Annotated in this window: 16 protein-coding genes and 1 tRNA gene; 6 read left to right on the forward strand and 11 right to left on the reverse strand. The window is 63.2% G+C overall.

The window, feature by feature from the left end; all coding sequences use genetic code 11:
* Positions 1 to 82: 82 nt before the first annotated feature.
* Positions 83 to 1183, reverse strand: coding sequence for a glycosyltransferase family 4 protein (locus ACR65W_RS18345; protein ID WP_434499788.1), 1101 nt, complete (start codon positions 1181 to 1183; stop codon positions 83 to 85).
* Positions 1183 to 2016, reverse strand: a complete 834-nt coding sequence (locus ACR65W_RS18350; RefSeq protein WP_434499818.1) for a UDP-2,3-diacylglucosamine diphosphatase — start codon at positions 2014 to 2016, stop codon at positions 1183 to 1185. The genes ACR65W_RS18345 and ACR65W_RS18350 overlap by 1 nt, the downstream gene beginning before the upstream one ends.
* Positions 2017 to 2290: 274 nt before the next feature.
* Here ACR65W_RS18350 and ACR65W_RS18355 point away from each other — a divergent pair, with 274 nt between their 5' ends.
* The gene (locus tag ACR65W_RS18355; protein ID WP_434499819.1) at positions 2291 to 2908 is read left to right on the forward strand and encodes a helix-turn-helix domain-containing protein; all 618 of its coding nucleotides are present in this window, start codon (positions 2291 to 2293) and stop codon (positions 2906 to 2908) included.
* A gap of 55 nt (positions 2909 to 2963) precedes the next feature.
* Here ACR65W_RS18355 and bfr read toward each other — a convergent pair whose 3' ends face one another.
* Positions 2964 to 3443, reverse strand: a complete 480-nt coding sequence (bfr, locus tag ACR65W_RS18360) for a bacterioferritin (protein WP_123174254.1) — start codon at positions 3441 to 3443, stop codon at positions 2964 to 2966.
* A 27-nt stretch (positions 3444 to 3470) separates the two neighbouring features.
* Positions 3471 to 3707 (reverse strand): (2Fe-2S)-binding protein, encoded by a 237-nt coding sequence (locus tag ACR65W_RS18365; RefSeq protein WP_014891379.1) that lies wholly within the window; start codon positions 3705 to 3707, stop codon positions 3471 to 3473.
* Positions 3708 to 4187: 480 nt separating this feature from the next.
* Between ACR65W_RS18365 and glpK the strand changes: the two genes are divergently transcribed.
* Complete coding sequence (gene glpK, locus ACR65W_RS18370; protein ID WP_434499789.1) at positions 4188 to 5684, forward strand: glycerol kinase GlpK; 1497 nt, start codon at positions 4188 to 4190, stop codon at positions 5682 to 5684.
* Positions 5685 to 5705: 21 nt separating this feature from the next.
* On the opposite strand, the gene ACR65W_RS18375 is transcribed toward glpK, so the two are convergent.
* On the reverse strand, positions 5706 to 5972 hold the full coding sequence (locus tag ACR65W_RS18375) for an Imm74 family immunity protein (RefSeq protein WP_434499790.1): 267 nt from the start codon (positions 5970 to 5972) through the stop codon (positions 5706 to 5708).
* 22 nt (positions 5973 to 5994) lie between these two features.
* Positions 5995 to 7059 (reverse strand): A/G-specific adenine glycosylase, encoded by a 1065-nt coding sequence (mutY, locus tag ACR65W_RS18380; RefSeq protein ID WP_434499791.1) that lies wholly within the window; start codon positions 7057 to 7059, stop codon positions 5995 to 5997.
* Between the two features lie 63 nt (positions 7060 to 7122).
* Here mutY and ACR65W_RS18385 point away from each other — a divergent pair, with 63 nt between their 5' ends.
* Positions 7123 to 7686: a DUF721 domain-containing protein gene (locus ACR65W_RS18385; protein ID WP_434499792.1), complete on the forward strand. Its 564-nt coding sequence runs from the start codon at positions 7123 to 7125 to the stop codon at positions 7684 to 7686.
* Positions 7687 to 7746: 60 nt separating this feature from the next.
* Positions 7747 to 7823 (forward strand) — tRNA-His (locus tag ACR65W_RS18390).
* Positions 7824 to 8063: 240 nt separating this feature from the next.
* On the opposite strand, the gene ACR65W_RS18395 is transcribed toward ACR65W_RS18390, so the two are convergent.
* Positions 8064 to 8642, reverse strand: a complete 579-nt coding sequence (locus tag ACR65W_RS18395; protein ID WP_434499793.1) for an HdeD family acid-resistance protein — start codon at positions 8640 to 8642, stop codon at positions 8064 to 8066.
* A 388-nt stretch (positions 8643 to 9030) separates the two neighbouring features.
* Between ACR65W_RS18395 and ACR65W_RS18400 the strand changes: the two genes are divergently transcribed.
* Together ACR65W_RS18400 and ACR65W_RS18405 are read left to right on the forward strand one after the other, a co-directional pair.
* Positions 9031 to 10068 carry a ribonuclease Z gene (locus ACR65W_RS18400; RefSeq protein WP_434499794.1) on the forward strand — a complete coding sequence of 346 codons (1038 nt, stop codon included), beginning with the start codon at positions 9031 to 9033 and terminating at the stop codon, positions 10066 to 10068.
* Entirely contained in the window at positions 10065 to 10967 is a 903-nt protein-coding gene (locus ACR65W_RS18405) for a hypothetical protein (RefSeq protein WP_434499795.1), read from the forward strand. The genes ACR65W_RS18400 and ACR65W_RS18405 overlap by 4 nt, the downstream gene beginning before the upstream one ends.
* Positions 10968 to 11035: 68 nt before the next feature.
* On the opposite strand, the gene ACR65W_RS18410 is transcribed toward ACR65W_RS18405, so the two are convergent.
* The 4 genes from ACR65W_RS18410 to ACR65W_RS18425 are packed head-to-tail and all read right to left on the reverse strand — an operon-like array spanning position 11036 to position 15863.
* Positions 11036 to 11269: a hypothetical protein gene (locus tag ACR65W_RS18410; RefSeq protein ID WP_434499796.1), complete on the reverse strand. Its 234-nt coding sequence runs from the start codon at positions 11267 to 11269 to the stop codon at positions 11036 to 11038.
* A 30-nt stretch (positions 11270 to 11299) separates the two neighbouring features.
* Complete coding sequence (locus ACR65W_RS18415; RefSeq protein WP_434502991.1) at positions 11300 to 13252, reverse strand: TonB-dependent receptor plug domain-containing protein; 1953 nt, start codon at positions 13250 to 13252, stop codon at positions 11300 to 11302.
* Between the two features lie 14 nt (positions 13253 to 13266).
* Positions 13267 to 14565, reverse strand: coding sequence for a di-heme oxidoredictase family protein (locus tag ACR65W_RS18420; RefSeq protein WP_434499798.1), 1299 nt, complete (start codon positions 14563 to 14565; stop codon positions 13267 to 13269).
* Positions 14562 to 15863 (reverse strand): ABC transporter substrate-binding protein, encoded by a 1302-nt coding sequence (locus ACR65W_RS18425; protein ID WP_434499799.1) that lies wholly within the window; start codon positions 15861 to 15863, stop codon positions 14562 to 14564. The genes ACR65W_RS18420 and ACR65W_RS18425 overlap by 4 nt, the downstream gene beginning before the upstream one ends.
* Between the last annotated feature and the right edge of the window lie 343 nt (positions 15864 to 16206).

Raw genomic sequence — 16206 nt, forward strand, 5'->3', positions numbered from 1 at the left:
GCTAGGATTGCGGCGGGCTGACCATAGTGGCTTCGCCCGCCGGTCTCCAGTGGCGACCGCACGCGGGGCGACGACACAACGTTTATGGCTGGACAGGCTGGCGCTTTTTGGCGGAGCGGCGCTCGCCTGCCGATTCCTGGCTTGTCGCGCGCAGCGCCTCCAGGCCGACGCCGCCGAGCGCGGCCGCGCCGCGGGCGTAAGCGATATTGTCGAGGAACTGCCGGGCGCAATTCTCCCAGGTGAAGGTCAGCGCATGCGCCCGCGCCGCCTCGCGACTAATGTCCAGCGCGGCGAGCGCCGCCGACCGCAAATCTTCGTCCAGCGCGCCAGCGCCGCTCGCACCGACGACGTCGAGCGGACCCATGACCGGATAGGCCGCGACCGGCAGGCCGCAGGCCATGGCTTCGAGCAGCACAATGCCGAATGTGTCGGTGCGGCTCGGAAAGACGAAAACGTCCGACGAGGCGTAAAGCGCCGCAAGTTCGGCGCTCGATTTCAGGCCAAGGAACCGGGCCTGCGGAAATCGCGCTTCGAGCCCGGCGCGCGCTGGCCCGTCGCCGGCGACGAGCTTTGTTCCCGGCAGATCGAGCGACAGAAAGGCCTCGATGTTTTTCTCGACGGCGAGTCGCCCGGCGTAAAGGAAAATCGGCCGCTGAAAGGGGAGCGGCGCTGCCGCATCGGGCGTGAACAGCGCGTGGTCGACGCCGCGCGACCAGCGCAAAATCCGCCGAAATCCGCGCTCCGACAATTCGCGGGAAAGGCTCGGCGTCGACACCATGACGCCAGCGCCGGCATTGTGGAAGCGGCGCAAAGCCGCATAGGAAAGCCCGATGGGCAGTCCGAAGCGCGCCTGAATATATTCGGGGAAGCGCGTGTGAAAGCTCGTTGTGAAGCAGCGGCGCGCCCGCAGCAGCACGGCGCGGGTCACAAGTCCGATGGGGCCTTCCGTCGCAATATGGACGTGATCATAGCCATCCTCGAGCCGCCGCCGAACGGCGCGCGGCGAGGCAAGCGCCAGCGCGATTTCGGGATAGGTCGGCATCGGCAGCGAGTTGAAGTCGCGCGGCGTCAGAAAGTCGATTTCGGCGCCCAGCGCGTGGGCTGACTGCGCCATGGTTTCAAGCGATCGGACGACGCCATTCACCTGCGGACGCCAGGCGTCCGTCGCCACCAATATTCTCATCAGGCCGCCACAGCTCTCTCGTTTTGCGAGGCCTTGGCGCTTTCTGCGGCCTCCGCCGCCTCGCGTTCAGCCGCGGTATTATGCCAGCGCAAAATCTCGAATGCGCCGTCCTGATGTTCGGCGATCGCGGTGCAGCTTTCGACGAAGTCCCCGGTATTGACATAAAGCTTGCCGGCGATGGTCTTGATCGTCGCGTGATGGATATGACCGCAGATCACGCCGTCGACATTGCGCCGCGCGGCCTCGGAGGCCAAAGCGTTCTCGAAATCGCCGATGAAATTGACGGCGTTCTTGACCTTCAGCTTCGCCCAGGCGGAAAGCGACCAATAGCCGACGCCGAACATCCGGCGCGCACGGTTGAACCAAGTGTTGACGACAATCGCAAAATCATAGGCCCAGTCGCCAAAGAAGGCGAGCCAGCGGGCGTTGCGCACGACAATGTCGAACTGGTCGCCGTGAATGACGAGCATGGTCTTGCCGTCGGCGGTCTCATGCAGCGCGTCGTCGACGACTTCGACGCCGCCGAAATTGAGCCCGGTGTAATCGCGCGCGAATTCGTCGTGATTGCCCGGCACATAGATGACGCGCGCGCCTTTTCTCGCCTTGCGTAGGAGCTTCTGGACGACGTCATTATGGGCCTGCGGCCAGTACCAGCCGTTCTTCAGACGCCAGCCGTCGACGATATCGCCGACGAGGTAGAATGTGTCGGCGTCGTTATGTTTGAGGAAATCGACCAGCAGTTCGGCCTGGGCGCCGCGCGCGCCCAGATGCAGATCGGACAAAAAAAGCGTCCGATAGCGCTTGACTGCATGTTCATTTGCCGGATCCGACATCTGCGCTGTGTTGGAGCGCACCGCTTGGGAGACCTTCACCCTGGCGTTTCTGTCGAGCATGAGCTGTTCGCCTCTCGCCTTCGCCGCTTGGCCTGATTGACCAGATTCGCATCACAGCCAGATGACATGGCCAGATGACATGGCCGTCTCGGGTTCGAGCAAACGCAAGGTCGGGGAAAGTGGGGAAGGGTTCGCCGTTCGATATTTCGAACGCAGTCGGCTATCTTGCCGATCGATTCTGAAACGTATGGGCGCGGCTGAAGCGCTGGGGATGATGGGCGTCGAAGGTCAGGACAAGCAAAAAATGTTGGAGGCGGGCGCGCTGGCGCTTTCTGGGCAGCTCGGCGCGACCGTGCAGCGCCTGCGCAAGGCCTATAATTTGTCGCTTTCCGAACTCTCTCAGCAGTCTGGAGTCGCCAAGTCCATCATTAGCCAGATCGAACGCAATGAAACCAATCCGACGCTCGCCACCATCTGGCGTCTCGCGCAGGCGCTCGATGTCTCGATCGAGCGGGTTTTGCAGACGACGGAAGACGGACCCTTCCTCGAGAAAACCAGTAAGGCCGACACGCCCATCCTGGTGTCCGACGACGGCAAATGCCGGCTCGAGATCATCGGCTGGATCAAGACGGTCGAGTGGCTGCAGTGCTATGAATTCGCCGCCGCGCCTGGCGGCGTATTGGAATCCGAGGCCCATCAGCGCGGCTCGGTCGAGAGCCTGTCCGTGCGCGACGGCGAGCTTGAGGTCGAGGTCGCCGGAGTAAAATCGAGCGTGAAAGCAGGCGAAACCCTGCGCTATCGCTGCGACCGGCCGCACATTATCCGCAACCTCGGCAAAACGCCGGCACAGGCGACGATGGTGTGCATTCTGAAGGCGGCGGCGATGGAATGACTCGCCGCCGCAGGGCGTGAAAGCGCCAGCGGCGGCCGATGACGCGCTCCGTGCGTCAGGAGTGCAATTCGCCGACGTGCTTTTGCGAATAAAGCTGGACGCCGAGCTGCTTGATCAACTCAAGCTGCGTCTCGAGGAAGTCGATGTGCTTTTCCTCGCTCTTCACCACGCCTTCGAAAAGCTGCTCGGAAACGCGATCGTTGATCGAGAGACAATAGGCCGCAGCTTCGAGATACAGGTCGCGGGCGCCAAGTTCGGTCTCGAGGTCCGCCTTGATGATCTCCTCGACGGATTGGCCGATGCGCAGCGGATCGAGCACCTGCATATTCGGGAAGCCTTCGAGGAAGAGGATACGCTCGGCGAAATGATCCGCGTGATGCATCTCCTCAATCGACTCTTCGCGCCATTTCTTGGCGAGCTCGAGGAACCCCCAATTGTGGAAAATGCGGAAATGCAGCCAGTATTGATTGACCGCGGTCAATTCTGCGCGCAACCCGCGATTGAGATAGTCGATGACCTTCGCGTCACCGCGCATGTCCGCATCCTTTCCATGAAAATAGACTTACGCCGCCAATTCGTCGGCGCGACAGCCTTCACAATCGCCGCTCCCCGAGCACTCATCCAATCCTCTCGCGGCGTGCTGGTCGACGATGGCGACAATGCTGCGCACGCAGCGCCCGCATTTCGCCTCGCAGCCCATATGCCGGAACACAGCTGAAACCGAAGGCCGGTCACCGCGTGGCCCAAGCGTATCGCGCACATCGCGGTCCGACAGGACGTTGCACGAACAGACGATCATTACTTAGCCCAGTTTGGAAAGGTTGCAAACTACTTTCTGGAAAGGTTGCAAATTTCCTTCTTTGGAAAGATTGCAAACTACCTTTCGTATCAGTAGGTTACAACACCTCCTATCGTTTGCCAACTCTCGCGTGTCGCCTTTCGGACAGACCCGCGCCGATGAACTTTGATTGGCAAGGACCATGCCGGTTTATCAAATACATTTTGGACGGATCGGTCTCCCGGCAAGTGTCAAAACATGAGCCGCGAACGACGTCCGCGGCTCATGTTGTTTTGGTTAATCCTTTCTTACCAGTGACGGTGTCCCCGGCCTCCGCCGCCCCAACCGTAGCCAGGTCCAGCCCAGCCATAGCCGGTCCGCCACCAGCAAAAGAAGCGCGGCCAGGGCCGGCTTGACTGGCACCGATAGGGTTTTGACGGCTGCCGCTCTCGTGGAGCATCCTCATTTTGAGCTGAAGCTTGCGTTCATCAGAAGGTTATGATGTCCAAACTCCTGGGGGCGATCGATCAGGGCACGACGAGCACCCGCTTTATCGTCATGCGCAGTCACGGCGGGATCGTCGCCCAGGCGCAGCGCGAGCACCGGCAAATCTATCCCCGCCCCGGCTGGGTCGAACATGACGCCGCCGAGATTTGGCGCAACGCGCAGGCGGTGATCGAGACGGCGCTGGCCGAGGCCAAGGTCTCGGCCGGCGACCTCTCGGCCGTCGGCGTCACCAATCAGCGTGAGACGACCCTCTTGTGGGATGCGGCGACCGGCGCGCCGCTTCATCACGCGATCGTCTGGATGGATACGCGCACGCAAGCCGCCGTCGACCGGATCGCGGCGCAAGGTCTGGGCGATCTGGTCCGCGCAAAGACGGGACTGCCGCTCGCGACCTATTTTTCCGCGCTCAAGCTCGCCTGGCTTCTCGACGAGATCCCCGGCGCGCGCGAAAGGGCGGCGCAGGGCGCGGCGCTGTTCGGCACGATCGATTCCTGGCTCATCTGGAATCTGACCGGCGGCGCCAGCGGCGGCCGTCATCTCATCGACGCGACCAACGCCTCGCGCACGCAGCTGATGACTCTCGAAACCCTGCAATGGGATCAAGAACTGCTGCGGATCTTCGACATTCCCGGAGCCTGCCTGCCGAAAATATGCTCGTCGAGCGAAGTTTATGGGGAATGCGTCGGCGCGCTCGCCGGCGTTCCGCTCGCCGGCGCGCTCGGCGACCAGCACGCCGCGCTGCTCGGGCAAGCCTGCGTCAATGTTGGCGACGCCAAGAACACCTATGGCACCGGCTGTTTTCTGCTGATGAACGTCGGCGAGACGCCGCGCATCTCGACCAAGGGCCTGCTGACGACGCTCGCCTATCAGCTTGGAGACGCTAAACCCTGCTATGCGCTGGAAGGCTCGATCGCGATCGCCGGCGCTCTGGTGCAGTGGCTACGCGACAATCTCGGCATCATAAAAGAGAGCCGCGAGATCGAGACGCTGGCGAGAAGCGTGCCGGACAATGGCGACGTCTATTTCGTGCCGGCGTTCTCCGGTCTGTTTGCGCCGCGATGGCGGGGCGACGCCCGCGGGATCATCGCCGGGCTGACGCGATTCTCCAACAAGGGCCATATCGCGCGCGCGGCGCTCGAAGCCGCGGCGTTTCAGACCCGGGAAGTGCTGGCGGCGATGATCGCCGACGCGGGCGTCGAGATCAGCGCGCTCAAGGTCGACGGCGGCATGGCGGGGAGCGATTTGTTGATGCAGTTTCAGGCCGACCTCATCGACGCGCCGGTCGTCCGCCCCAGCCAGCTGGAGTTGACGGCGGTCGGCGCCGCCTATGCGGCGGGCCTCGCCGTCGGAGTTTACAAAAGCCTGGATGACATCGCCGCGCACACGCGAGAATCACGTCGCTTTGCGCCCCAAATGACGCCGCAGGAGCGGGCGCGGCTGATCGCATCCTGGGAAAAGGCCGTCGAGCGCTCGCTCGGCTGGGCGATCTGACATGTTCAAGCCCTGCGCGCGCTATTCGAAATCGACGCTCAAACCGTGCTTTTCGAACTGTTTTTCGACCGCGTCGAGGATTTTCTGCAGCTCCTCGATGCCGATCGACGTTTCATCGTCGGGCGCGTCCCAATGTTCGAGGTCGTCGAGACGCACGATGAAATCGGCGTCTTCTTCTGCGTCGCCGTCCGGCGGCGCGGCGGGAATGGTGAGCGTTTTCCCGGCGCGGCGCACGCGAATCGCGCCCTCCGTCACCTCGACCTGATAGCCGCCTGCGCGTCGCGCCATCGCTCCCTCCGCCTCGCAGCTCTCATGCGTCGATAAGTCCGGCGTGAGCGGCGGCCTTGCGCATGAGGGTGGGCAATCCTTCTTTACCCAGATTGGCGCGCGCCGCCCAGCGGCAATCCGAGGGCGCCGCTTCGCCGCGCGTATGCGCGACGAACACCGTCGCCTCCAGCGCGAAATGCGTGAAAACATGAGTCACCGGCGCGTCCAGCGCGCGCCACCGCGCCGCGCAAGGCGCGAAACGCGAGAATTCCGCGGCGGCGACATCCTGCGTCAAAGGCGTCGAAGGGAAGGCGTTCATGCCGCCGAGGAGCCCGCGCGGCGGCCGGCGCAGGAGCAACGCCTCGTCGCCGCGCCGCAGGATGAAGATCGCGCCGCGGCGCTTGGGCTTGGGCCGCGTGGCCTCCCGCGCCGGGTAGTCGCTCTGCGCGCCCAAACGCCGCGCCGCGCAATCGGGCGACAGCGGACAGGCGGGACAGTCCGGCGTTCGAGGCGCGCAAACAAGCGCGCCAAGCTCCATCAGCGCCTGGACGGAATCGCCGGAACGCGCGGGGCTCATGAGCGCCGCGGCCTTTTCGCGAACGAGCGGCGCAACCTTGCGCGGCGGCGTCTCGATCGCGTGAAGACGCGCGATCACGCGCTCGACATTGCCGTCGACGGCGACGCAGGGCTGATCGAAAGCGATGGCGGCGATCGCCGCCGCCGTGTAGGGACCGACTCCGGGAAGCCGGCGCAGCGCCGCTTCCTCGCGCGGAAAGCGCCCCTGATAGGCTTCGACGACCGCACGCGCGCAGGCGTGCAGATTGCGCGCCCGGGCGTAGTAGCCGAGCCCCGCCCATTGCGCCAGAACGTCATCGAGCGGCGCGCGCGCCAGATCCTCGATCGCCGGCCAGCGCGCCAGAAACGCCGCATAGCGCTGTTTCACCGTCGCGACGGTCGTCTGCTGCAACATGATTTCGGAAAGCCAGACCCGATAGGGGTCCGGCGCTTCGCCGGCCCGCGCGCGCCAGGGCAGTTCGCGCCGATGGGCGTCGTACCAGGCGAGCAGCGCCGCGCCCGGTTTGGTCGATCTCGCGCGAGGCTTTATCATGAGAGCGATTGATAGAGGGCGAAGCCTCGCCCCGGCAAGGAGGGCGGCGTCGCCGCAAGTCCGATGAGCGTATCTATCCGCGCCAAAGGCTTCAAAGCGCGCTCGCTCGCGGATTACGTTGCGCGCGAACTCGACCCGCTCATCGCCGCGCGCGGCTTTGGCGAAGCCTCGCTGCTGTTATGCTGGCGCGAGATCGTCGGGGCGCGAATCGCGCGAATCTGCGCGCCCGCCTCGCTGCAGTGGCCGCCGCAGCGGCGGGCGAAGCCGGCCGACCCCTCGCCGGGCAAGCGCCGCGAAAGGACCCCGCGCGAGCCGGCGACTCTCGTGCTGCGGGTGGACCCCGGCTTCGGGCTTGAGGCGCAGCATCTCGCGCCGACCATTATCGATCGGGTCAATGCGCATCTCGGCTGGCGCTGCGTCGCGCGGATCGCGCTGCGACAGGAAGCCCTAATTCCCACAGCTGCGTCTCGGCCAAGCCTTGCCCGGGCGCCCAAGCCCGACGCGGCGGCGCGCGCGCGCGCCATCGAGGCGGCCGAGGGCGTCGCCGAGGAAGGCCTGCGCGACGCGCTCATCCGGCTCGGCGAACGCGCGCTCGCCGGCCCAGGCGGCGCGCCCGGCGACGCTTGACGGTGCCCTTGCCAAGGCTTGCAATCGCGAACGCTTGCTTTTAGGTTCGCGCCGCTAAACGCCGCCATAGCTCAGTTGGTTAGAGCACCAGATTGTGGATCTGGGGGTCCCCCGTTCGAGCCGGGGTGGCGGTACCATGTTCTTTAGCCCAGCAATGTTGCGACCCGATTCCGACATGATCCGGTCGCCGCGGAGGCTTCAAGGCAGGCCGACACGCGACACACAGCCGTCGATGTCCCGACAATCGCTGATCTCGGTGGCGAACTTCGCCTTTCCTTACAAAGGCGTGGCGGGAGCCTTTTTCGGCTCCGACCTGATTACGGCCGCGATCCAACGCGCCGATTGAGGCTGACGGGCGCTCTCGCGCTCATAAAAGCCTACAGCAGACTGCCCTCCGAGATCGCCCGAAGGCCAAAGCCCAGGGCGATGATCCCCCATCCTTTGAACAGCAAATCGATGCCGAGGAAGGTGCCGATCGCCCAAAGCCCGGTGAACGGCCAGCCGGTCACCAACAGCGCGCCCAGCAGCAGCGCGACGCCGCCCTGCAGGAGATACATCCACAGACCGTCGATCTGGGAGGTCAGCGCAAAACCGATGACGAGTATGCCTTCGGCAATGAAATAGAAGGCGATGAGAAGCGTGATCGCTTCGGCGCTGATCGCCGGGCGCGTCAGCAGCATGATTCCGACGATCGCCAGAAGAACCGCCCAGAGGACGTGGACGAAGAAGTCTGTCCACAGGCCCGCGGCCGAAAAGGCGAAGATGAGAACCGACACCGCGCTGACGATGAGCAGCGCGCCAAGAAAGCCGACCGCGATGAACGTCGCCATTCTGGCTCGGATGATCGCGAGGATTCCCAGTGCCCCGATCAATATTCCCAAGGCGATGACCCAGCCCCAGTGAACGGCGAGGACATCGGGGGCGCCTGAAACGAAAGAGTCAAACTGTCGCTGCATCTAAGGCTTCCATGGTAAGATGACGAAAGCCGGATCTTTGCCGATTAGGCGCAAATAGCAAGCCGATAATTGTGACCGAACGATTTGACGGTTCGCGGCGTTCTGGTCCGCGCCGAAATCTTCCAATAGCGCGGACTTTGGCCGCCCTCGTCTCGGTCGCAACCCGCCCGCCGCCGCGTCCGACATGCCCATGCAGCCAGGCCAATAGCCGACCTAGCGGGACCCCTCGCGCCTTGCTGGCGAGTGATCATCGACGACCTCCTGCACACGCCGATTCAAAGCGCTGCGGTTACCTGCTTCTCACTCGCGACTATATTCTCCCGCACGGCGTTGAGCGCGCGAGCGCGCATGAGCTTTTGCTTGGCGCGCCGAATGAGAGCAAAGAGCCGTGCCACGCCATTTCGACCCCGCGCTGATCAACGAACCTTTCGACGATCCGGGTCTTTACGTCGATCTCGTTTTCGAAAAGCGGGCGCTGCTGTTCGATCTTGGCGATCTTGGACGGCTTTCACCCCGCAAGATGCTGCGAATCAGCGACGTCTTCGTCACGCATCTGCATATGGATCACTTCGCGGGCTTCGATCAGCTGCTGCGGCGGCTGCTTGGGCGGGAAATGACGCTCGGCGTTTACGGACCGGCGGGCGTCATCGACGCGGTGGAGCATAAGCTCAAGGCCTATTCCTGGAACCTCATCGGCGGCTACGAGGGCAATCTGACATTCCGGGTGACCGAAATGAACGAATCCGGGCGCGCTGCTTCCGCTTCATTTTCAGGTCGAACGCAGTTTGCGCGTCGCGACGAAGAGAGAAGCCAATCGAGCGAGGGACTGCTGCTGAAAGAGTCCGGAATACAGGTTCGCGCCACGACGCTGGATCACGGGCTGCCCGTGCTGGCTTTCGCGCTGGAGGAGCGCGCGCATATCAACATTTGGCGCAACCAGCTGGACGCATTGGGGCTCGCCGTGGGCCCATGGCTGCGGGCGTTCAAAGAGGCGACGCTTCGCGGCGCCGATGACGCGGACCTCATCAAGGTCGCCTGGGCTGACGCGGAAGACAAGAAACCCGACGCCCTGCCCTTCGGAATGCTCAAGAAGGAGATCATGAAGATCTCCTCGGGCCGCAAGATCGCCTATGTCGTCGATTGCGCCTACACCGAGCGCAACATCGAACGAATCGTAAAGCTCGCGGACGGCGCGGACACGCTCTTCATCGAAGGAGGATTTTTGGAGCGCGACTCTGCCGCCGCGTCCAAGCGGCGACATCTGACGGCGCGTCAGGCAGGAACGATCGCGCGCCGCGCCGGCGTGAAGCGGCTCGTGACCTTCCATTACTCGCCTCGCTACAAGGGCGAGGGCGCGGAGCTTGCGCGCGAAGCGCAGGACGCGTTTCTTAACGCTGAATGTTCGGGAGCGGGAAGCGGTCCATGAAGCTTATTCGATCGGCGGGTTTTTTCCTTTTTGCAGCGCTGTTGTTTTCAGTCGCCGCCGTCGGCGCCGAGAGGAGCCGTTCCGTCATTCCGCTGACCTTGACCCAGGATGAATATCTTGGCGGGCGCATCTACCTGCCCGTCCGTATCGGCAACGTCTTGGGGACCATGCGCCTTGACACGGGGGCGTCAAGCACGCGCCTCAGGCTGGCGCCCTGGAACAAGGACCTGCCGGTTCTGGGCGCAAGTCTCTCCACCGGGGCGTCAGGCGCGACAATGCGCTGTGACGATGTCGAAGCGCAGAATGTCGAACTCGTCGCCGATCAGGGAAACAACGTCGCGCGAGCGAAATATCAACTCACGCGATGTCCGCCTGGCGACGCTGACGACCTCTTGGGGCTGGATTTTTTCAAAGGCGCGCGATTCAGCCTCGATATCGATCGCCGCGAACTCGTCTTTTTCGGAGACGCGACGGCGAGCGGTCGCCCCAAGCCGTTTCGGCGGCTGGGACCCGATGGGCGTCTTGTCGGCATCAACCTGCGCTTGGGCAAGACGGCGGCGGTAGGCCTGTTCGACTCGGGCGCGGAAGTCTCGGCCGTCGATCAGCAGTTCATACGCAAGCACAAGCGGCTGTTCACGGCCGTCAAGGCCAAAGCCCGGGCAAGCGGCGTCGGCGGAAAACGCATTTCCTTAAAAGTTTATAAGATCAAGTCGCTTGACCTGGGCGAAGGCGGCGTCCTGCGCGACCTCTATGCGATCTCCTATGACTTCGGGGCCTTGCGCGCCGCGCTTGGCCGCGATGTTTCTTTCCTGATCGGCTACAATCTCATCCGTAGATTTGCCTGGGACTTTGATTTTCGCGCGCCGGATTCGCCGACTTGGGACGCGAAGCTGAAATAGACGATCGCGCGGGCGCCGCGCGAGCGCAGCGCAGCCGATATTGCGGCGCGTCGCAGCGGCGAGCGCGTCTAGAAGTTCACTTTCGACGCGAGATAGAATGTGCGGCCAGGAGAGGGATATCCGTCAGCGAGCACATAATAGTCATCGAAAGCGTTGCGCACGCCGGCGGAGAATTTGATGTTGTCGCCCGGCGTATAATCGGCGTTGAAGTTCGTGAGGCAAAAGGCGCCCGTCCGATAATACCAATTGCCATTTGTTATGGACGTCCAGCGATCGCCGGCGACTTCAATGCTTGGCGTCAAGGTCAGCTGGGGAATGGGACGGTAGCCGGCTTAGAGAAACATCTTGAGGTCGGGCACCCCCGTCGGCTGAAAATTGACGATCGACGGCGAATTGACCCGGCGCCGAATCAGCGTGACGTTGCCGCCGAGCGAGAAATCCTCGCGCACGAAGTAATCGGCCGAGATTTCCGCGCCCCAGAATCTGCCGCCGCGGACGTTCTGAGATTGCGTGACGTTCACGCCGAACTGCGGCGCCGGCACGCTTTGGATGAGATTGTCGACGAGGCTGTAGAAGACGTCGATCGACACCCGGCTGCCGGGCGCAAAGAGGCTTGACCAGCCGAGATCAAAATTGGTGGCGCGCTCCGGCTTGAGCGTGGGATTGGACGTCGCGCCGCCAAAGCGCGTGCTGAAACGCTCGAAGAGCGTGGGATAGCGCGTCCGGCTCGAGCCGTTGAAGTAGACGCGGTCGGTATCGTTGTAGCGCCAGATGGCCGCGCCTTGATAGTTCGGCGCCTGCACGTCGATGGGCCGATAGTCGATAACGCCCTGGGGAACGGCGAAGCCTTGCGCCTGGCGCAGATGCCGCCAGTCGTAGCTAAAGCCCGTAACGACATCGATGTCCTGCCTCGGGTGGAACGTGTTCTCGACGGCCGCCGAATAGGTGTCCTCGATGCTCGAAATCACCGGCTGGGTGAAGCAGGGGACGCTGGTCACGCAGCCCGAGCGCGCGCCGCGAAAATTCTGCCCGAAATTCTCCTGCCATTCGGAATGATTGTCGAGGCGATAGAAGAACAGCGCTTTCAGCGTGTCGATATCGCCGATCTGCGTGCCGGCCTCGGCTTCGGCGCCGAGCGCATAATCGGCATAAGCGCTGTTGAAGGATCGAGGCAGCGACTGCTTGATGAAAGAGGGATCGTCATAGGAGACGAGCGAATTGTCGAATTTGCTCCAATAGCCGCGCGTCTTCACATAGGAGGAATCGCCGAGCTGAGTCTTCGACAGGAAATAAAGGTTCTGGACCCGCCAGTAGGGCCATCGCCAGAAGCGCTGCGTGGAGATGGGATCGGTCGTATGAAGCGGCGCGCCCTTTTGGCCCTCTTGGCGGCTGAAGGTTAGGGAATATTCGTCGGTCGCGTTGGGCGTCACGCCCACGCGCGCATTGATATTATAGTCTTGCGTATGGGATTGATCGCGAAATCCCCATCCTTGAGCGAGAGTCGAGCGATAGCTCGCGGGCAGCATCCAGCCGTCGTAGTTCTGGAAAGTGCCGCTGAGCTGCGCGTAATACATGTCCTTTTTCGTGCCGACGAAGCCGTAGGTCATCGGCCCGAGGAATGTGCCGTCGCGACCGAATTCGAATCGCGTGCGCCACTCGGCTTCGATCTCTCGAGTCGGTCTGCGCGTCACCAGATTGATCTGGCCGCCCATGCCGCCCGGACCGTCGAGCACCGAGACATAGCCCTTGGCGATTTGCACTTCAGCGATGTCGGCGGTCAGAAAGCGCGCGAAATCGAGTCTGTTGTCGACCGGCAGGTAAACGCGAACGCCGTCGACGGTGAGCGGCACCTGCCAGCGATCGAAACCGCGCACATAGATATTCTGCTCATTGCGGGAATTGCCGGAAATCTGACTATTGACGCCCGGCGCGATATTGACCGCGCTGTCGAGCGTCGGCCGCGCGAAGGTCTCCATCTGTCTGTTGGTGATGGTGTAGCCGCCGAAGGCGTCGGTGTGCTGACGGGGCGTCGGACCATTGTCGGTTTTTTCCGACGGGACCCACGCGAGGGGCGGAGCGCCTACCCCGCCGACGCCGGCGCCGGGTTGAGCGACCCTGGTCGGGACTCCAAGACGACGTTCCCCGACTTTAATCTGGCCGAGCTCGAAAGCCTTTGGCGCGCGCACCTCGATCGGCGGCAGCGGCGTCTGCGCGTTCATAGGAGTTGATAGCGAGAGAAGAACGCCGCCTGAAATCGCCGTCGTCGTCAGCAGCCTGGTCATCATTGCCCCCGTGAACTTCAGAGAGAGTTGAGGAAAGCGAGCAGCGCATCGCGCTGGGGTTCGGGAAGATTGCGGAAGGCGTCGGCGGAGGATTGCGCTTCGCCGCCGTGCCAGAGGATCGCCTCTGTGAGCGTGCGCGCCCTGCCGTCATGCAGAAAATCGGCGCCGTCTCCGCCTTTGCCGGCGAGGCCCAATCCCCAGAGCGGCGGCGTGCGCCAGTCTCTTGGACCAGCTTCGAAGTCGTCGCGGCCGTCGGCGAGCCCGTCGCCCATGTCGTGCAGCAGAAGGTCGGTGTAGGGATGAATCTCGACGCCGGTGAGCGCGGGCTGCAGCGAGAAGTCCGCAACATGCAGCGCGTCGCGATGGCAGTTCGAGCAGCCGATCTCATGGAACAGAACGTCGCCGTCCTTGACGCGCGGGTCGTCGAGATTGCGCCTGGTCGGCGGCGCAAGCGCGCGGATGTAGGTCACGACCGCGTCGAGCTGGGCGTCGGTCAATTCCGGCGTCGAAGCGCCACGACGGCATTCGCTGCGAGTCTGCGCGCAGCTCTCGACAGGAAACAGCGACGAGGTGACGCCGATGTCTTCGACGAAGGCGTTGGCGATCTGCTGCTTGAGATTTGGCTGATTGGCTTTGAGTCCGAAGCGGCCGAGCGTTCTCTGGCCGGTCTCGACGCTGAAGACGAAATTCGGTCTTCCCTTGCCCGCGAGAATTTCGGCGTCGGCGACCGCCTCGAGCAGACCCAGGCCGAAAACCGGCGGCGCGTTGCGCAGCGACGTCTTCGTCTCGGGCCCGAGCGGACCGTAAGCGAGATTGCGGAAGAAGAGCGTCGGCCGACGAAGCCTTACTGTCGCGCCATCGGAGAGCGCCACATCGAATTCGGCATATTCGACGATGGCCTGGCCTTCGCCGGCGACACCCGGCACGCCTTCGGGATTGAGCTGAGCGCCGTACTCAGGATGAACGCGCGGTCCGCCATGCGCGTCCTTTCCCTCGACGCTCAGCCTCGCCGCCATCGTGCGCGCGACGCCATTTTCGCGGTCAGGCGCGGCGCCGCGACCATTCTTGACGTGGCAGGCGATGCAGGAAAGTCGATTATAGAGCGGACCGAGACCGATAAAGTCGGGATGATCCTGCGAAGGCCCGATGACCCAGGCTTGGCGGAAGATGCCGCTGCCCTTGCGAAAGCTTGCGGCATGTTCGCCGTCCAGTCCCTCAATCGGCTGGGTGAAGGCTTCGCTCGCAGGGCCGTTCGTCTCGTAACGCGCGGCGCCCGCGAGCAGCACTGCGCATAGAAGGACGCCGAAGCGCTTCATGGCGCCGGCTCCAGGCTTTTGACGAGGTCACGCGCCTGCCGCCGCGCCGCGCCGATCTCCTCGCGCCATTGTGCGATTTGCTGCGGATCGATCGCGTCGCGACGTGCGAAGCGTTCAAGGAAGGCGGTTGCGCCCGCGTCGCTTTCGGACGCCGGAATGAAGCCGGCGAGTCGCTTCGCTTCGCCGAGGACCGCAATGGCTTTCGCATTGCCGGCGAATTTTTTCTCGGCGTCGTGAATCTTGCGCCACAGTTCGGCGCTCTCGGCATGGTCTTCGACGATCGCCAGATCGAAGAGCAGCGCGATCAGCGGCGGGCGCCGGCGGCCGACCTCCGAGTCATAATCCAGTATCGTCGACGCCGGCAGCGCAAAGGGATTCGCAAAGCCCTGCGGCGCGCTCTGATAGGCGTCGGGTCGCGCCGGATGCCGGCGGCTGTCGCGCTCCATCATCAATTGCTGGCCTTCTTTCGACAACAGGAAGTCGATGAAGGCCTGCGCGCCGGCGACATGCTTGGAGGCGGCGGTCATCGCGACATGGGCGGGCAGAAACGCCGTGCGCTGGGGATAGATCATCTCGACCGCCGCGCCATTGGCTTTGGCGATCTCGGCGAAGAAATCGATCGTCAGCGCGAGCGCCGCTCTGCCTTCGCGCACAGAGGCCGTCGGCGCGAATCCGGAATCGAGCAGCGTCGCCTCGCCGGCCATCTCGCTGAGGAGACGCCAACCTGCGTCCCAACCTTCGCTTTGCAAAAGGATGTCATAGAGCGCAGGCGAGAAGCCGACCTTTGAGGCAATCGGCATGGCGAGCTGGCGCGCATATTCGGGCGACGCGAGGTCGCGCCAGCGTCGCGGCGCGGAAAGGCCGGCCGCCGCCAGCGCGCTTGAGTTCGCGACGATCCCATAGCCGGCGACGTCATAAGCTTCATAGAGGCCACCAGGATCGGACAATTGCTGCTGGCCGAGCCGGCCGGGAAGCGCGGCGCGGTCGACCGTTATCTTGCGAAAGGCGCTCCGGTCGCGAAGACGCGCGAAATTCGCCGGCGCCGGAGCCCAATAGACGTCCGCGCCGCCCTGTTCGGTCTTGGCGAGTTCGGCAAGCGCGTCGCGGGACTGCTTCCAGACGAATCGGACGTGGCTTTGCGGGTGGCTGCGCTCGAACTCCCGCTCGTAACGGGTCGTCAGTTCTTCGGGAAAGCTTGTGACGACGACGATCGCCTCATTGTCCGACGCGCTGGACTGCGCCGCGCTGAGAATGCTGAAAAGGCTTGCGAATGCAGCGACGGCGACAGCGCGGATCATGTGATCGAGAACCGTTATGTAGTTAGCTTACATACTGCTTGACTACAAACGAGCGTTATAAAAGTCAACATCCGAACTTTAAGCAGCGCATGATCAGTATATGTGCAAACGCCATAGGCCTATCGGTAATTGATATATTATCTGAGAACATATCGCTTCTTGATAAAATTGTGATGTTTTTCAATAGGATAAACTGAGTCAGTCCAGCGGTGTGCCCGTCGTTGGCGGCTTTTGTCCGTTTTTGTCGACTTCAATACAAGATGCGCGAAACGAGGATTCTCCCGTCGCCCGGCCCGCCGCCCGATTCCCTGCAAAACAAAGGCGTGCGACTTGGCGCGTGATT

Source organism: Methylocystis sp., assembly GCF_051062815.1.
Classification (GTDB): Bacteria; Pseudomonadota; Alphaproteobacteria; order Rhizobiales; family Beijerinckiaceae; genus Methylocystis.